The following is an 18,488-nucleotide window of genomic DNA, read 5'->3' as shown; positions in this document are numbered from 1 at the left end:
TAAAAGAGGTTGATCGAAATGAAAAAGTTAAAGAAATACGAAGGATTGCTGTTTATATCCCCTTGGATTCTCGGATTTTTCATCTTTACCGTGTTTCCAATCTCTTTTGCCTTTTATATCGGATTTACCGATTGGAACTCCTTTACCGAACCGAAGTTCATTGGTTTCGACAACTATATCCATCTATTTCAAGATCCCAATTTTTTAAACTCGCTGAAAGTTACCGTTTTGTATGCTCTATTTGCCATTCCTTTAGGAATCATCTCTTCCTTAACACTCGCCGTCATTGTGAACGTAAAAGTGAAAGGAATCTATTTCTTCCGTACGGCCTTATATCTTCCTGCCGTTGTATCAGGCGTATCCATTTCTCTTTTATGGAGATGGATTCTCGATCCTGATTATGGTTTGATTAATTTACTATTATCGTACATTGGTATCTCTGGACCGAACTGGCTTGGCGACCCGTCTTGGGTTTTACCTTCTTATGTGATGATGGCCATTTGGGGAGCTGGCGGCGGAATGTTAACATACTTGGCAGGATTACAAGATATTCCCCGCAGCTTATATGAATCAGCCGAAATAGACGGAGCAAACTGGTGGCACAAATTCCGCCATATTACCCTTCCGATGCTGAGCCCAGTGATTTTTTACAATCTCGTCATGGGAATGATCGGCTCATTCCGGAAATTTAATGATGCATATATTATTGGCGGTGCTGAAAACCAAGGAAAATTTTATATGGTCTATTTATACGAAAATGCCTTTAACTTTTATAAAATGGGATACGCAACAGCGATGGCATGGGTTCTTTTTGCCATCATCTTGCTTTTGACGTTGCTTGTTTTTAAAACATCACCTTTATGGGTTTTTTATGCCGGTGAAATTCAAACGGCAAAATCAAAAGAGAAAAAGAAACTTGGAACAAACGTATTCGCAGGTTCGAAACTTAAACGTTTCAAAGGTCCAGAAATGAACGGTTTAAAAGGTGCCGAAATCAATAGTTTCAAAGGTTCTGAAATCAACGGTTAAGAAGGTGAATCATCTTGACATTCACGTTGACAAACACGCAGCGAAAAAAAATTCAAACCTTTTTGGTCTATCTGTTTCTTATGATCGCATCTGCGGCAACGGTATTACCATTACTTTGGATGATCTCCACCTCCTTAAAGTCTGGAGACATCATCTTTCAAATCCCGCCAAAATGGCTACCTGATTCTTTCCATTGGGAAAACTATCACCGTGCCGTCACCGATATTCCATTTTTTCTCTATTTAAAAAATACCGTGATCATTACCGTTTTTCGGGTATTTGCCGAAGTGTTTATTTCTGCGCTCGTTGCTTATGGATTCGCTCGTTTTCACTTCCCAGGTAAAAATATTTGGTTTATGCTTCTTTTATCCACGATTATGTTACCTGGAGAAATTACGATGATTCCTTTATTTATTATGTTTGACAAACTCGGATGGATTAACACATTCAAACCTCTCATCGTCCCTGCCTTTTTCGGTGGACAAGCCGTGTTTGTGTTTCTGTTGCGGCAATTCTTTTTAACAATACCAAGAGAATTAGAAGAAGCCGCCTTAATCGATGGGGCAACACGATTTCAAATCTTTTATAAAATCTTTCTCCCATTATCAAAGCCTGCTTTAATCACCATTGGATTATTTTCCTTCCAAGGTTCGTGGAACGACTTACTAGGACCATTAATGTACTTAAATGATTCGAACAAATTTACATTACAATTAGGTCTCGCGATGTTTAATGGAATGACGAGAGTCGAGTGGGGTCCATTAATGGCCGCTTCCCTTTTAGTATTGCTGCCTACACTCCTCCTTTTCTTCGCGATGCAAAAATACTTTGTGGAAGGAATTTCTGTTACAGGCATTAAAGGCTAACGCAGAGGCTGACCTAAAATGCAAAGGGTCAGCCCCCACCACACCATATAGAGGACATCACATTGGATCAATGAACGATATATAGCGACATGCACGTGAGGTCAGTCATATCTTTTAAGAATTGAGGTCGATTCTAATGCTTCCAACAGCTGATTTACAAGACAATCTTTTTTATCGAATCATTCTTTATAGCTATTGGTTCATCTTATGTAATGTTTACTTTTTCCTTTTATGTATCCCGGCATCCGTATTTCTACTCTTTCAGTGGGATGATTCCAATTTATTCACATGGATCATCTTCTTCCTTGTCAACATTCCGATTGGTCCTGCCCTTACCGCCTCCTTTAGCGTCATGGGAAAAATAGTGAAAGAAAAGCAAGTAGAAATAACAAAAACGTTTTTTCAAAGCTTAAAAGTCAACTTTGTTCAATCCGCTCTTTTCTTTTCAATTCAATGTATTCTTATTACAATATTAATGACCGATATCGTTTTTCTGAACAACTATCCAATCGGTCGTTATATTCGTCCGTTATTATACGTCCTTTTACTCATGAATGTAGTCGTAGGATTATATGTATATCCTTTGCTCTCGCGTTTTTTCGTCACCAATAAATCAGCGTTAAAATTATCGATTTGGTGCTCCTTCACGAAATGGAAAACAACGTTATTGTTACTTGCTTTGCTTTTGTTGACAGGGTTCATCCTGTATTATATTCCTAAAGTATCTTTCTACTTCTTCATTAGTCCTTTCTGCTTTGCGGTCATGTTGATTATGAATAACCTGTTTCAAGATATCGAAACCATGTTTCACAAGCGTCATTAAACCGATGTCATTAGGATAGGTCTCAATAGTAGGTGTTGAATGATGAAAAAGAAAGTCACGATGCAAGACATCGCCGATCAATTAAATATATCGAAAAACTCGGTATCCCAAGCTTTAAGAGGAAAAGAAGGCGTGAGCGAAGAAACTCGGGAGCGAATTAAACGTGTAGCCGAAGAAATGGGATATCAATATCCGGGAGCGCGAAAGCAAAAGAAACAAGGAAGAACGGGAAACATCGGATTCATCGCTTCCGACTTAACCTTTTCCTTTAAAAACTTTTTTGGCGAAATTTATTTAAGCATTGAAAAAGAAGTTGTCAAACGGGGCATGAACTTACACATTCAATCGATTAACCGCGAGCAACAAGAAAACCTCATTTTACCTTCTTTCATCGAAAATAAGATGGTGGATGGAATCTTAATCCTTTCCCAAATCAGCACCGAATATATTAATAAAGTCATCTCTACCGGTATTCCGACGGTGCTTGTTGACCACCATCATCCTAATATCAACGCGGATGCTGTGTTAACGAACAATCGCTTCGGGGCTTACTTGGCCGTACAACATTTAATTGAATTAAATCATCGTGACATTGCGTTTGTCGGCAATGTGGCATATTCACCGAGCTATGAAGAACGGTATGAAGGATATTTGCTTGCATTGCGGGAATACGGCATCGAACCAAAGGAAGAGTTTATTTTCAAAAAGGCGGAAGAAAAAGAAGAAGTCATCCTCCAATATATTCAACAATTAAAGCGACAACCAACGGCTTGGTTTTGCGTCAATGACGGGCTAGGATTTTTAGTCAACTCATGCTTAAGACAACAAGGCATTCAAGTTCCCGAGCAAGCGTCGATATGCAGTTACGATAATGGGCAATTATCGAAAATCTCTACACCGAAAACAACGACAGTGGACATTGATCTAGAGCTTTACGGAAGAAGAGCCGTCGAACTACTTTTCTGGAGAATGGAAAACAAAAACGAACCGTTCCAAGAAATCCTGCTTTCTTCGAAACTCATTAAAAGAGAATCGACCGCATTCGCGCCAAAACAATCATGAACGTTCACAGCAAAAATGACATCAAGGGGCTGCTCCCAAACATTTGGGATTCAGCCCCTTTTTTAGTTCATCAGCAAAAGACGGATCATACGCCCTTCTCTGGTGAAGGGAGAAAGCGACAAGCACCGTTGTAGGAAAATAAAAACATTTTCACAACGAAAAAATCGGCCTCATGGACCGATTTTTTCGTTACATCTCGTTATACTCGAAGAACTCCTCTTGCGGAAATGGTAATCCACTCGTATTGGCGGAGTTTTACTTCAAACAATGTTAGCGGATCGCGGTAGTTTTGAGGATTCGCTCTCATTTTCTCCAGCTCTTCTTCTTTTTCACGGATTTCTTTTTTCGTTTCTTCTACCATTTGATTCAATACGTCAAACGGGTTTCGGAAGAAGATCGAAATATCTCGTTCCAGTGATTTCTCAAACAATTCGAATTGCAGAAGCAACTTGTTCATAATCGATTCGGTAACATCTAAATAATCCTGATTTTCAACAAGCTGCTTGTATTTGTTATATAGCATCTCATTGTTTTGCTGGAAGGCTCCAAACAGCATGCCGGCACTTTTCAATAAAATTTGATACGGTGTGCGGCGGAGAAAAATATTCACCTTCTCCAATTGCACGCCGCTCGTCATCCGGTCTGCATCCCGGCACCAGTCATCAAGCACTTTAAAATCGCACTTCAGCTTAAGCCGCTCTTCCCCATACATCGCATTAAACCCATCGCTCATTTCATCCAGGAAAGATTGACAATGATCAAGTTCATCATTTGCCGTTACAATCCATTCCTGAAGAGAACGATAAAACTCAGGCAAGACCTTATCATTTATATAAGCATGTACCCTACGGTTCATCTCATCATTTAGTTCAAGGTGAATTTTACGGAAATCACTGTCTTCTTGAATCATATCCGAACAGTCTCGTAAAATTTTCGGAATATTTTCCGATAGATCCGATCTGATTTCCTCCAAGACTTTATGGAACGTTCTCGTGATAATTCGCGCTTTTTCTTTTTTCAAATCCGTTAATTGATGGATTGCACCACTTAGTTTCGCTACCATCTCTTCATTCCATTTAATGGACTCGGCCAGGCTGTTTTCCATTTCTGCCCGTTTATCCAATAAATGCATGATTAATTTACGAATAAAGATTAATAATTTTTCAATTCGATCGTCCTCAGCAATTTGTCGGCTCACGTTTTTCAAGAACTCTGCTAGATCACTTTGTTGTTTTCTGCTTCTTACATGTGATGAATAAGCAAACACCTTCGCCTGCGGAAAGTATGCCCAAACTCTCGAACGAGTGTCGTCAATCATTCTAGCCGCCTCTTGTTCATCATAAATTTCATCGATTTTATTGAGCAGAAAATGAATTGGAAGATTAGGCGCATATTTCCGAATCTGCATGAGAATCTCTTCTTCTTTTTCGGTAAAAGGATCGTTCGCATCAAGAACAAATAATAAACTGTCAGCAAAATGCAGATATTTCAACGCTTCACCTTCCATACCATTACGGCCGCTAAATCCCGGCGTATCAATAAGAGCTAACCTGTTTTCCTGCAAAATTGGCGATGGAAGAGAGAACTCAATAATCGCATTGTCAGAACCCTTATTCAGCCGTCTATCTACTGCCTCCTGGAATTCATGGAAACTTGAAAATGTCGTTAATTCTTCATCGGATATTTTTCTAATCTCCGTCTCCTCATCCCCCTTAAATACAATAACAGAAGATGTCGGAGCCGTTAGGATATTTTCTCCGAGGACCGAATTGATAAAAGCAGACTTTCCATTTCCGGAAGTTCCAGCTACCAATAAATGATGTGTTTGAAAATCAACCAGTTCTCGGATAATCCATCTAAAGCGGTGACCTGGATCAACATGCTGCTCTTCCGCCCATTTTACGATGGAATCGAATAATGCAAGGCTGTATTCCAAACCGTCTGTCTCATTGCGGGAATGGAAAATAAGATTTTCAGCATCATTGACAACCTCTGGACGAATACTGGATGGAAATTTCTCGCTCCATGCCAATACCGCTGCAGAAGCAAATAAAGCATGAGAATAATCGGCTATTTTGAGCCAGTTCGTTAAGAGATTCGGAATAATCTCCGCCAGTTCTTTCATTAAATACGTTCCATCGATCAATTCAAAATAGGTTTCTTGATAAAGTGCGGACAGCTCTTTCCAAGACTGCCCTCGGTTTGCATCCAGATTTAAGAAAAGGTGGTTAAATTCCCGCAGCCATGAAAAATAGGAATCCTCGTTTTTGTAACCCTTCCATAATACCTGAACCATCTGTTCAAATCTTGTCTGATCCACTCCGTATAACACGACTAAGCATTTTGAAAAATAATGCGGTTCAAAGATGTTGGTTAATCCTCGTTCTGCATAAGTTTTCAAAATATCAAACCAGTGATAAGACTCTGTACGGATCGCTTCATTGACTGCCAGTTCAATGGCGCTCTTCCAATCCTTGTGTTTCTCGAAAAAGGCACGAGCAATGTCCGTCACATTCGGATAGTCCGGATTCAAGGATACGGCTTTTTTAATCACTTGATCCGCCTTTTCAAGACTGCCTTGGTCTACGTAAAGCGAGAATAATTGCAGGGCCACTTCTGATCGTAAGACACTACTTTCCGTATCAATGGATTTATAAATCTCTTCAGCGGTTGATAATTGCCCGAGTTCATAATAACAATCCGCTATATTCTTCTTCGCCCATGGCTCTAAATCATTATGAATGTTTTCCCATTTGAAAATCGCTGCTTCATAATCTTTGTTATGAAAATATACTTCTCCTTGGGCAAAACGGATGGCGGAAATGTCATCTGTCCCCTCTTTATGCCCGGCAAGAAAAGCTTCTCCAAGCACACGGACAGGATCTTTTTCATTCGCTCCTACAAATGTTTCATAAAATGTCTTTTTGATCAGTTGATGTTCTAACGTCATGTTTATCACCCGACCTATATATTTATCAATATATTTTACTTACCGTATGATATAGTTATTAAAACTTTCCTGTTTCTAACCTTCATATTTTAACAGACTTACTTTTTCATAAAGTTTCAAATTGGTTTCATTTCTAATACAGATTTTTATCATCGTGTAAAATTTCAGCTAAATTCTGTTATTAATTGGATGGAAATGTAAAAAACCTGCACAATCCTTCTGAGAATCATGCAGCTTCGATTCATGCTGGATGCGTTAACCGAGAATCCTTTCGATGTACCTCATTTCGTTTTACCCCGATTCTTCATATACTTCATTTTTACGAATACTCTGTTGCCAATCTTCTTTTCATGATTGAAACTACGGTTCTATTTGTAAGTGAGGAATTTTATTGCGGCTATATGGGGGATTATTAGAGGTATGCTCCCTGATAAATGAGAAGATTCGCTAAAGTAATAATGAGCCCGCACCAGAGAAGGACGTGGACCCATTGAAGCCATTTGTTTTTTCATATAATTTACCTATTTATCCCTTCTATTTTCTTTTAAAAACAATTCAGCCTCCCGCTGACACTCATTCAACAGGAGGCTTTCTATTACTTCACATTTCGGCTATGCCATTTCCATGCGCTTGCGATAATGTCTTCAAGCGAATATTCCGCTTTCCATCCCAACTCTTCGTAAATTTTTTGTGATGACGCGACAAGTCGCGCCGGGTCGCCCGGGCGACGGTCCGTATATTTAATGACGGCTTTACGGCCCGTTACTTTTTCGCATGTTTCAATCACTTCTTTAACAGAATAGCCTAAGCCGTTGCCGAGGTTGTAAACCGCGGTTTTCTTTTTGCCTGACAATAAGGCTTTGAGCGCTAAAATATGCGCCTTCGCTAAGTCAGTGACATGGATATAGTCGCGAATACATGTCCCATCTGGTGTGTCGTAGTCCGTACCAAAGACAGAAATTTTGTTGCGCTGGCCTAACAAGTGCTGTAAGACAATCGGAATTAAATGTGTCTCTGGATTATGGTCTTCACCAATCTCCGCTGACTCATGCGCCCCAGCCGCATTAAAGTAGCGAAGAACGACATAGTTAAGACCATAAGCCGCCGCAAAGTCCGCTAAAATTTGCTCGATCATTAACTTCGAACGGCCGTATGGGTTAATTGGATTTGTTGGGCAATCTTCGGTAATCAATTCGACATTCGGAATTCCATAAGTCGCCGCAGTAGATGAGAAAATAAAGTTTTTCACATTATATTTCAACATTGTCTCTAGTAATGTTAATGTCGCTGCAACGTTGTTTTGATAATATTTCAGCGGATTAACAACCGATTCCCCGACTAAGCTGTTCGCCGCAAAATGCATGACCGCTTTAATCGGGTATTTTTCAAAAATCGCTTCCAAATCGGCCCGATTCCCCAAATCGCCTTGAACAAACACTGCACGATCATCAACTAAATAACGATGACCCGTCGATAAGTTATCAAGCACGATGACTTTCTCTTTTTCCACTAACTCTTTCACTAAATGACTGCCGATATAACCGGCGCCGCCAACGACTAAAATCATACAAATCCTCCCACCCAGCATGTTCATTTTTTGTGTATCTAACTCTTCCTATCTTATGAACTTCCCATTTGAAACATATTCTCGAACATCTTTTTGAGAATAAATTTCTTGATTCGTTAAAAACACTTCCCATCCAATAAAATTCGATGCTCGTTTTTCCATTTTCTTTTTTAGGAAAAAAGGAACGTTGAAATGAGCAAACTCCGCTCCCGCAGGTGAATCTGTTAACTCGTCATAAAAGGTTTCATCTGTCTTCTTATAAACGAACGATCACTCATTTATCTACAAAACTAATTGGGAGTTTTTTGAACATAATGGTGACATCGAGAGGAAAACCCGCCTTAATCAAAGAATGCTACGATGAATCTTTCTAGCGGGCATAACCAGAAGAATAAATGAAGAGGAAAGTCTACCAAAGCGTGAAGGAAATTCTTATTGTTTTTAACACCTAAGAACGTTTCATCCGCAAATAAATTCGAACGAATAATAAAGCAAGAGCCGCTCCACATGCATCAATCACCACATCAGATACAAGAGCCGTCCGTCCCGGTTGAAACGATTGATGCCATTCATCGGTCATGGCATAAACAGTCGCAAAACTCCATGCTCCGACATAGGCAAGTCGATGAGGGACAAGGGCTTTCCATACAAGAAAAGCAAGAATGCCAAAAGCAGAAAGATGTGCGAACTTGCGGACAACAAAATTCCATGAGAACGAAAAGCCGTGATGATGATAGACTGTTGCTTCAGGTGGCTGAGCTTCAACGATATGATTAATCACTTTGGCCGTGTTCTCACCAGTAAATGTAGGAGATTCGCTAAAGTAATAAATGAGGGCGCACCATAGAAGTACGAGAGCCCATGAAAGCCATTTGTTTTTCATTTATATCACCTTTTTTAATTGAGTTTTACGTTTTTGTATATAAAAGTGAATAGTTTTTCCAATGAATTCAAGCTTCTCAAGCAAATGAATATTCTACACAATGTAACGGATTGTCCTTTTGATAGACTTCGGTAGTTGTTTAAACGCTTCCATTAGTACCCACTGATATTATTTTTGTTTAAATTTACAAAATGTTGTAATTGAACGGCGAGATCCTTAATTAAATCCTTTGGGGTTATATTAGCATGCAATTCTCCTTTACGATAGTTTTCTATTAATATATGTTTAAAATGTTCGATTTCGGATTCTGAAGGCTTTTTTTCTCATTTGAAGCAATCTCCCCCTTTCCGTTTTAAAATAAAATTAGCCACCCTCTGAACAATGTGGCGGGTGGCTGTTGTTGTTTACTTCACATGTCGACTATGCCATTTCCATGCGCTTGCGATAATGCCTTCAAGCAAATATTCCGCTTTCCATCCCAACTCTTCGTAAATTTTCTGTGATGACGCGACAAGGCGCGCCGGTTCGCCCAGGCAGCGGTCCGTATATTCAACGAAAGCTTTACGCCCCGTTACTTTTTCGCACGTTTTAATCACTTCCTTGACGGAATATCCTAAGCCATTACCAAGATTGTAGACTGCAGTTTTCTTTTTACCTGACAATAATGCTTCGAGCGCTAAAATATGTGCTTTTGCTAAGTCGGTGACATGGATATAATCGCGAATGCATGTCCCATTTGGAGTGTCGTAGTTCGTACCAAAGACAGAAATTTTGTCGCGCTGACCTAACAAGTGCTGCAAGACAATTGGAATCAAATGCTTCTCTGGGTTATGGTCTTCGCCAATCTCCGCCGACTCATGTGCTCCTGCCGCATTAAAATAGCGAAGGACGACATAGTTAAGACCATAAATCACCGCAAAGTCCGCTAAAATTTGTTCGATCATTAACTTCGATCGGCCATATGGGTCAATTGGATTTGTTGGGCAATCTTCCGTAATCAATTCCATATTCAAAATGCCGTAAATAGCCACTTTATATCGAAGAAAAAATAAAGTTTTCGAGCTACACTCTAACATTGTTTTTAATAACGATTAACGTTTTTGCTAATTTTTTTGGCAATATTTCGATGGTTAACCAACTAAATATTTGACAAAAATTTTGTGAGCTTTTAAGTTAAATAATACCTAAAAATCCCCTAATATCACTTTGTTTACAAATATTAATAAAACAACTTCAACAACTTGAGTCATAAGACTTCTAACTTTAATTCCCTGATTTTATCTTGTTTTGTTTTTAATCAGAAAAACAATAATTATTACATCTATGATGGTAAAACGATCACTTTATTAGACAATTTTCGGAGATGCAGCAGTTGTATCTAAAAGTTGACGATACACATCTAAAATTGATTCATTCATAATTTTAGAAGAAAATTTTTTCTTAAAAGTCTCATATCCTTTCAGTCCCATTTGTTTTAATTGTTCTTTATCTAATTGGTTTAATATGTTTAATAATTCTTCTTCTTTGCTTAAATCAAAAATATAACCATTATTATCATGTTCAACAATCTCCGGTAATGCTCCTCTATTACTTGCGATAACAGGAACTTTATTTTTCATCGCTTCAATTGCCACCAATCCAAATCCTTCCCACCTTGAAGGCATAATCACTGCATCAAATTGTTTATAATACTGATCCATCAATTGATTTGATACCCAACCTAAATGTTTGACATTGTCAGGGAACGTAAAGTTTAGGTCTCCGATAACTGATTCACCAATGACATAGAGCTCAATATGATTAATATGGTACTTATGAAAGAAATTGATTAAAATGTCAAGCCCTTTTTGTCTATCAAAGCGACCTACAAATAGTAGATTAATTTTATTTTTATTTATCTTTAGGTCTATACCATTTTTCAGATGATTATTGTTAGAAAAATTAGATATACCATTTAAAATTACTATAGATTTTTCTTCTGAAATTCCGTACTTAATAGAGTTTTTATATTCATATTTAGAAATATTAATAATCTTATCTGTTTTTATAGAAAGCATTTTTTCTATGAATGCATAAAGTCTTTTCCTTAAATTGCTTGTATCCATCAGGAAAGACCAACCATGAGAACAATACACTATTTTTACTTTTTTTCTTTTTATGAAATAGGGAAGCCGAACGAACATTCCCGCAAATGAACTATGAATATGGACTATATCCGGAGAAACAGACTCAATATATTCACTAATTTTTTTTATAGCTGACCAAAAGTGTCTAGGATGCCTTTTATAATCATATTTTAATAATTGAAATTTCGCATCCTCCATTTCTTCAAAATGAGTAGCATGCACAGCGCTACATACTAAATAAACCTTTGATATTTCCGAATGTTTTTTTTGAAAGGTAATCACATTCTCGAGATAGGTTGCCACGCCACCTTTTGTGTACTCCGCAACATGCATTACTTTCAACAAAAACCCCTCCCAAAATCAACCTATATGTACAAATAAATCCATTAGGCCATACACTTTTTAAACCAGTCTTTCTTTCACTCCTTGTAAATAAAACTTCGCAAGATAAAGTTTATAAACTGATGTACTATATTTACTGTTTATAAACCACCCGTTATTTATAAACCAAGCAAAAATAAAATGGAAATTTTTTATAATAAGTTGAATAACAATCTTTTTTATTAAATATTTATCAAAAAGGGAGATAGGCTCAAGTAATTTATAATTATTAAAGTAATTAATAATATCAGGATGTTTTTTAAGTAAAATAGGAATATTGTACTTTGAAAAGTTAAAAATCCTACTTGTATATGTTTCTAAATCTACCCGTTCATCGTAATGATATACATCACCTTCGGTATCAACCATTCCTATGATCAAGTGCTTTTTAAAAGCTCTGTAACCTAATTCGATATCTTCAGCACCCCAATATTTAAATTCCTCATCAAACCCGCCTAAATCCAACATATTTTTTTTAGATATACTCATATTAGCCGTAGTTAAAAACACAAAGTCAAGGTTTGCATGATTAACTCTACGGTTTCGTATATTTTCTCGGTTATCCCTAAATTTATCAAACGGATTTTGACTTGTTTCTGGAAAATACACAGAGCCAATACCAATGCTATTTTTTCTTTTATTATGAAATTCCACATGGCTTTTAATAAAATTTTTCGTTTTTGGAATGCAATCGCTATCAAGAAATAACAATAACTCATTACAAGCATATAAAATTCCTTTGTTCCTTGTTTTACTACGTCCTTGATTTTTTGAATTAACATATAACTTAATATTAGAATATTTCTTTACATAATCTTTAATAATCGAAATACTTTGGTCTTTTGAACCATCGTCAACCAATATTACTTCATAATAATGTTTATCGTAATTTTGTTCCAATAATTTATCTAATGTCATACCTATAGTTTGTTCAGCGTTATACACTGGTATAACAATACTTACAGACATCATCTTTCATTCACTCCGTTGAGTTACCTTTAATAAATTTGAGATTATACTCAATAAATGCACACAAAAGCCATATCTCATATTTAATATCTAGCGAAATATATGTGGTGACAGCTAAAAATGTAAAAATCAAAGAAAACCTAAGAATCGATAGTTCTTTTGTTGCTTGATTTAAATATTTAAATGTAAGCACAAAAAACAACAGTGAAAAAATTCCACCGACCATTAACCAGTGTAAAACTCCTGACTTTACACCCAAACCAGTAGTAGAAGTTGTTAACCGTTCCAATTCTGATAAGTTGGGTTGTATACCAAAAATAGAACCAAAAATAAAATTCAATGTATTAAAGCTACTGAGAATTTCATTAGGCAAAAATATAATATAAGTCCCAGTCCCTGTTCCCCAAGGATGAGTTAGTATCACTTTTAAACTTGCTAATATCAAACCAATCCTTGTCGCAAGAGAAGTATACTTTTCTATGTCTCTCATAAACGCGTTATAGTATACCTCTCCGAACACATTCAAAATAACAAAAAATATTACAATAGAAACAAACACCATGAAAATATTTTGAATTGATAATTTTTTAAAACTAAAATACCTGAGCGAATACAACACAATAGATAATAACAGTACAACATAAAATCCCTTAGACTGTGTTAATAAAAGATACATAAGAAACGACAGGATAATATATAACTTATAAAATAAATTCTTTCTATACAATGTCATTACTAAATATAAGGTAATAGTACTGTATACAACATAAATTGTACCTGTCCAACTACTTTCTGCTGTTAATAATCGAACCCGGTAATAGGGAAGATCTGTTGAATGTAAAAATAGCAACCCTTCTGGCATCGTGAAATACTCTATGATAAGCACAAAATCCAAAAACGTTAATGCTATTAAGAAAGAGTAAAGCACTTGTTTTCTGCTCAGTCTGCACATAATCAAGTAAACATGCCTAATATATAGAAGGATAATAATAATATACACTTGCCCCTTAATATACTTAAAAAATAAATTTTCACCGAGAAATACGTATTTTCCACTTATAAAATAGTAAAAAACATAAATACATCCTACAAATGTAATAAATAAGAAATAAATGCTTAAATTTTTTTGCAAAGTAGTTATATTGAGAGAATTGCTCTTTTTGTATAGTAGTCTAAAAAGTTCATAAAAAACAAAAATTGGAGTAAAAAGGAAAATTGGAGATCGAGCTAACTCTCCAAATTTATTTACAAGATTAAAATCTTGATAAGTCGTACAAATGAGTAAAATTGAAAAATATATTAAAATAAAATTGTTTTTCCTCAATACCAAAATCCTCCTATAGAGAATTTGCAACAAGATTTTCTAGAAATTCCTTAACTCTCTTACAACTACCTTCTTCAAATTTATTAAATTCAGCTAAAAAATTTTGTGTTTCAATCATTCGCTTTTCGTCAAATATTGCATTCATTAGTTCTTTCCAATTATATACCTTTGGGTAGTCCTTTAAAAGGCTATTATAATCATAATAGAAATCTTTAAAATTATTCAAATATTCATCGTAATCAAAAGGAGCTAATATAATCGGCTTCTTCGTCATAGAGAAATCAAAAAAAATACTGGAGTAGTCCGTTACTAAAATATCAGTAAAAGCTAATAATGGATACGGATCAGCTTCATCATAAATATGAATATGACTAAAGCTCTTTAATCTATCTTTTAAGACATTCATTTCTATGAAATGTGGCTTGATAATTAGAATACTGTTATTTGCTTTTAACTGTCGATTAACTTCTTCAGGATTAAAAGAATAGCCAAATAATAAATTTATGATATTTTTGCTACTGCCATGTCTATGTGTTGGGAGCCAACTAATAACTTTATCATAAGAGGACAGATTATGAAGAAAATCCATTTTGTCTGTATAAACTGCTGATATTTTCTCTTTTTTAAACAGTATATCGTTTCTAGGTTGTCCTAAAACAAATATTTTATTCTCAGGTCGCCTAAAAGCCGAGCTAAAAATCTTCTTTTGGTTATCAGCGGCTACAATAATATAGTCTGCTTTCATATAATATAAATGTGGAAAAAAAGTATAAAAAACCTTCTTTAAAAGATTCTTCGTTCTCGAATTTAAAAGTGCATCTCTATCATGTCCTAATCTCTTCAATGGTGTTCCATGCCATAATTGAATAATTTTTTTGCCCCCATGCAGAGGGGGGAAAACATCATTAATTTGATGGGATAAGACCAAATATTTAGCCCTCAAAAGAATCCATAGCCCTTTAAATGAGTATAAGTAAAGAAAACGATCTGAGTTTATTTTTAAGTACAAGCTTTTATTTTTTGTAATCCAATAGTATTCAAAGTTCGGATTGTGTTCCTCTAGATAAAGAAACAAATACTTTGGATTATCAGCAAAATGCTGTCCAAGCGATGATCCAAGTACTATCAACTTTCTGTTTTTCGGAAATATTACAGATAATAAATAAATTGGCGTTAGTAATATATATATCAACGTCAAGAACCTTGTTTGCATAGTGTTACATTTGCTCCTTCATCGATAGATTTATTTTAACCCTCACACCATATATCCTAATACCAAGAACAATTAGTTGTGTAACAATAAGGATATAAGTAATAACATAAATATCTATAAAAGGTATCGTAGTAAAAAGAAGTAAGACATGAATTATTGAAGCAACTACAACACTGTAATTGGCGTAATTCGCATGACCAAAAGCTGCTAATAAAGGATAGCCGATTAACATACTTGGTACAGAAATGTAAGTTGCTACAAGCATAAACTTAAAAATATTACTACTAAACAAAAATTCTTTCCCGAATAGAAGAATAATGATTTGGTCACTTAGGAGAAAAATTATTGCACATCCGACTGTTGCAGCGACCATTACAAACATAAAAATCTTTTTAAATATTTGAATATCTTTATTTTTAGACATATAAGGATATATAGCATCGACAATTGTTGATATTCCTACTGATAAAATATTAGCTATTTTTTCAGCTACTACAAAGTATCCTGCCATTTTATTACCTAAAAAAAGACCGATAAGAACCGTATTTGTAACAGTATAAGCACTTACAGAAATCCTAGATAGAAAATATTGTGCACTTTCTTTCAACTGATCAACCAATAACCCTTTAGAAGGAATAATAAGTCTGACTGAAAACTGCTTTATAGCTGTTGTAAAACCAATTATTCCAGCGATAATAACCCCCAAAGAATTCAATAAGGGAACTAAATACACATCAGATTTATTTTTCACAAAGAAAAAAATAAAAGTTGTAAAGAGTACCTTAGAAGTAACATTTAAAATAGTTGTATATTTCATTTTTTCTATACCTTGGAAAAACCAAGTTGGAAATAAAGTATTACCAATAACGACTCCGAAATTCAACATATAAATATACCAGAATTCTTTAAATCTCGGAACTAAAAAAACAATAACTACCATTGAAATAAAACTAATAAATAATAGACACAACTTAATAATAAAAACAGCTGAGAAAATTTCATTAACTTTTATAGCATCATCTCTATGGATAGAAATTTTTCTCGTAGCAGATAAATTAAATCCAAAATCAGTGATCAATATAAAATATTGTATAAAAGCCTGAGCTAACATAATTAATCCAAATCTTTCTGCTCCTAGAACAACACCTAAATAAGGATATGTTAATAACGGCAATAAAAAATTACCTAACTGCATAAACGTTAGTGCAAAAAAATTACCCGAAAGTCGTTTTATAACAGACATTTTAGCTCCTTATTACCACATTTTTATTCCTATTTAATATTATATTGAATATCTGACTTGATCTTAGTCGTTGAAATTTCTGGTGTTCGCGGAAGATAAACAACCTCACAATAATCCTTTAAAAAATCAAATTTTCCCTTCCAATCGTCTCCCATTACAAATACATCTATCTTATACGAAATAACATCATTAATTTTTTGATCCCAATTTTCTTCAGGAATCACTTCATCTACATACTTAATGGCTTCCAATAAAAGCTTTCTTTGCTCATAAGAAAAATATGATTCTTTTCCTTTTATTTTATTAAACTCGTCTGTAGATAAAGCAACAATTAAATAATCACCTAACTGCTTTGCACGTTTCAGTAAATTAATATGTCCGTAATGCAGTAAATCAAAAGTACCGTATGTAATTACCCTTTTCACATTTTCACCCCGGATTGATTAATATAGATTAATATGCATTTTCAGAGTTTATAACAGTTTTTAATGTTTTTAAAATAATCTTTATATCAAGTAATAAGTTTCGATTTTCAATATAAAATAAATCCAACTCCACCATTTCTCTAAATCCAACATTACTCCTCCCACTCACTTGCCAAAGTCCTGTACATCCCGGAGTAACAAGCAAACGCTGTTTATGATACTCAGTATATTGTGCAACTTCTCGTGGAAGCGGTGGTCTAGGACCTACTAAACTCATTTCTCCCTTTAATACATTCCATAATTGTGGCAGTTCATCAATACTTGTTTTCCTAATAAATCTTCCAACTTTTGTAACACGCGGGTCATCTTTCATTTTAAACATCGCACCCGTTGTTTCATTTAAATGAAGCAACGATTCCAGCAATTCCTCAGCATTTGTTACCATCGAACGGAACTTATACATATAAAACTCTTTTCCGTCTTTGCCAATGCGAACTTGTCTAAAAAACACTGGTCCTTTTGGATCTTCTAGTTTAATTAAAATGGCTACAATTAGAAATAGCCACGAAAGACACACCAAACCAAATAGAGCTCCACATATATCCATTAATCTTTTTAAGATTAAATATCCTTTACTATCATTGACAATAACCCTTTGGCGGCTATGCTCGATCTGAAAGCTAACTGCACTACCCGATTTGGCCAACTTCTTCCATCTCCTTTACTTCTTTTCTACTTTTGCTTCACTCAATATCTGTTCCATAAATTGGATGAGATCCTCTCTCAATTCCTCATTCTGAAACGCAAACTCAATCGTCGTTTGAATAAATCCTAACTTTTCCCCTACATCATAGCGTTTTCCTTCAAATTCATAGGCAAAAACTCGCTGGATTTCGTTCAGCTTTTGAATCGCATCGGTAAGTTGAATTTCCCCGCCAGCTCCTGTTTCTTGTTTTTCGAGGAACATAAAGATTTCCGGTGTTAATATGTATCGGCCCATAATCGCTAAGTTAGATGGTGCCGTGCCTGGTGCTGGTTTTTCGACGAATTGGCGCACTTGGTAGCGGCGACCTTGTTGTTCAATTGGGTCGATAATGCCATATCGATGCGTTTGGTTGTCAGGAACCGCTTGTACACCAATGACGGAACTAAGTGTTTGTTCGTATTGGTCAATGAGTTGTTTTAAGCATGGTGTCTCTGCTTGTACAATGTCATCGCCAAGTAGCACAGCAAACGGCTCGTCTCCGATAAAATTGCGCGCGCACCAAACCGCATGTCCAAGCCCTTTTGGCTCTTTTTGGCGAATATAGTGAATATCCACTTTTGACGGTTCTTTTACTTTCTCAAGTAGGTCAAGTTTTCCTTTTTCAATTAAGTTTTGTTCTAGCTCAAATGCATTATCAAAATGGTCCTCAATCGCTCGTTTTCCTTTTCCGGTGACGATAATGATATCTTCAATTCCTGATTCAATGGCTTCTTCCACTATGTATTGAATCGTTGGTTTATCGACAATCGGCAGCATTTCTTTCGGCATCGCTTTGGTGGCTGGTAGAAAGCGTGTACCGAGTCCCGCTGCTGGGATAATCGCTTTTCTTACCTTTTTCATCAAAACATCCCCCAGTAAAAA

General features: G+C 35.7%; 15 protein-coding genes and 1 pseudogene. 4 read left to right on the top strand and 12 right to left on the bottom strand.

Features of this window, described 5'->3' with window-relative positions; genetic code table 11:
• Positions 1-18 precede the first annotated feature (18 nt).
• The 4 genes from HNQ85_RS07260 to HNQ85_RS07245 all read left to right on the top strand — a co-directional run bounded on the left by HNQ85_RS07260 (position 19) and on the right by HNQ85_RS07245 (position 3,780).
• Positions 19-1,029, top strand: a complete 1,011-nt coding sequence (locus HNQ85_RS07260; RefSeq protein WP_181537086.1) for a carbohydrate ABC transporter permease — start codon at positions 19-21, stop codon at positions 1,027-1,029.
• A 14-nt stretch (positions 1,030-1,043) separates the two neighbouring features.
• Positions 1,044-1,895 (top strand): carbohydrate ABC transporter permease, encoded by an 852-nt coding sequence (locus tag HNQ85_RS07255; protein ID WP_246326812.1) that lies wholly within the window; start codon positions 1,044-1,046, stop codon positions 1,893-1,895.
• A gap of 136 nt (positions 1,896-2,031) precedes the next feature.
• Positions 2,032-2,718 (top strand): DUF624 domain-containing protein, encoded by a 687-nt coding sequence (locus tag HNQ85_RS07250; RefSeq protein ID WP_181537085.1) that lies wholly within the window; start codon positions 2,032-2,034, stop codon positions 2,716-2,718.
• Between the two features lie 42 nt (positions 2,719-2,760).
• Positions 2,761-3,780 (top strand): substrate-binding domain-containing protein, encoded by a 1,020-nt coding sequence (locus tag HNQ85_RS07245; RefSeq protein ID WP_181537084.1) that lies wholly within the window; start codon positions 2,761-2,763, stop codon positions 3,778-3,780.
• Between the two features lie 199 nt (positions 3,781-3,979).
• On the opposite strand, the gene HNQ85_RS07240 is transcribed toward HNQ85_RS07245, so the two are convergent.
• The 12 genes and pseudogenes from HNQ85_RS07240 to galU form a co-directional block, all read right to left on the bottom strand.
• Positions 3,980-6,730, bottom strand: coding sequence for a dynamin family protein (locus HNQ85_RS07240; RefSeq protein ID WP_181537083.1), 2,751 nt, complete (start codon positions 6,728-6,730; stop codon positions 3,980-3,982).
• Between the two features lie 595 nt (positions 6,731-7,325).
• Entirely contained in the window at positions 7,326-8,297 is a 972-nt protein-coding gene (gene galE, locus HNQ85_RS07235) for a UDP-glucose 4-epimerase GalE (RefSeq protein WP_181537082.1), read from the bottom strand.
• Positions 8,298-8,745: 448 nt separating this feature from the next.
• Positions 8,746-9,180 carry a VanZ family protein gene (locus tag HNQ85_RS07230; RefSeq protein ID WP_181537081.1) on the bottom strand — a complete coding sequence of 145 codons (435 nt, stop codon included), beginning with the start codon at positions 9,178-9,180 and terminating at the stop codon, positions 8,746-8,748.
• A 404-nt stretch (positions 9,181-9,584) separates the two neighbouring features.
• Positions 9,585-10,271 (bottom strand): annotated as a pseudogene (galE, locus tag HNQ85_RS07225) (UDP-glucose 4-epimerase GalE); the annotation flags it as partial.
• Positions 10,272-10,526: 255 nt separating this feature from the next.
• Complete coding sequence (locus HNQ85_RS07220) at positions 10,527-11,639, bottom strand: glycosyltransferase (protein WP_181537391.1); 1,113 nt, start codon at positions 11,637-11,639, stop codon at positions 10,527-10,529.
• Positions 11,640-11,708: 69 nt separating this feature from the next.
• The gene (locus HNQ85_RS07215; RefSeq protein WP_181537080.1) at positions 11,709-12,659 is read right to left on the bottom strand and encodes a glycosyltransferase family 2 protein; all 951 of its coding nucleotides are present in this window, start codon (positions 12,657-12,659) and stop codon (positions 11,709-11,711) included.
• 7 nt (positions 12,660-12,666) lie between these two features.
• The gene (locus HNQ85_RS07210) at positions 12,667-13,980 is read right to left on the bottom strand and encodes an O-antigen ligase family protein (protein ID WP_181537079.1); all 1,314 of its coding nucleotides are present in this window, start codon (positions 13,978-13,980) and stop codon (positions 12,667-12,669) included.
• Between the two features lie 13 nt (positions 13,981-13,993).
• Positions 13,994-15,193 carry a CDP-glycerol glycerophosphotransferase family protein gene (locus tag HNQ85_RS07205; protein ID WP_181537078.1) on the bottom strand — a complete coding sequence of 400 codons (1,200 nt, stop codon included), beginning with the start codon at positions 15,191-15,193 and terminating at the stop codon, positions 13,994-13,996.
• A gap of 4 nt (positions 15,194-15,197) precedes the next feature.
• The gene (locus tag HNQ85_RS07200; RefSeq protein WP_181537077.1) at positions 15,198-16,436 is read right to left on the bottom strand and encodes an oligosaccharide flippase family protein; all 1,239 of its coding nucleotides are present in this window, start codon (positions 16,434-16,436) and stop codon (positions 15,198-15,200) included.
• 29 nt (positions 16,437-16,465) lie between these two features.
• On the bottom strand, positions 16,466-16,861 hold the full coding sequence (tagD, locus tag HNQ85_RS07195; protein ID WP_181537076.1) for a glycerol-3-phosphate cytidylyltransferase: 396 nt from the start codon (positions 16,859-16,861) through the stop codon (positions 16,466-16,468).
• A gap of 28 nt (positions 16,862-16,889) precedes the next feature.
• Entirely contained in the window at positions 16,890-17,567 is a 678-nt protein-coding gene (locus tag HNQ85_RS07190; protein WP_181537075.1) for a sugar transferase, read from the bottom strand.
• Between the two features lie 15 nt (positions 17,568-17,582).
• Positions 17,583-18,467, bottom strand: a complete 885-nt coding sequence (gene galU, locus HNQ85_RS07185) for a UTP--glucose-1-phosphate uridylyltransferase GalU (RefSeq protein ID WP_181537074.1) — start codon at positions 18,465-18,467, stop codon at positions 17,583-17,585.
• Positions 18,468-18,488 lie beyond the last annotated feature (21 nt).

The sequence above is a fragment of the [Anoxybacillus] calidus genome, from assembly GCF_013760845.1.
Classification (GTDB): Bacteria; Bacillota; Bacilli; order Bacillales; family Anoxybacillaceae; genus Paranoxybacillus; species Paranoxybacillus calidus.
The sequence above is the reverse complement of the archived record's forward strand: the minus strand, read 5'-3'. Positions and strand labels throughout refer to the sequence as shown.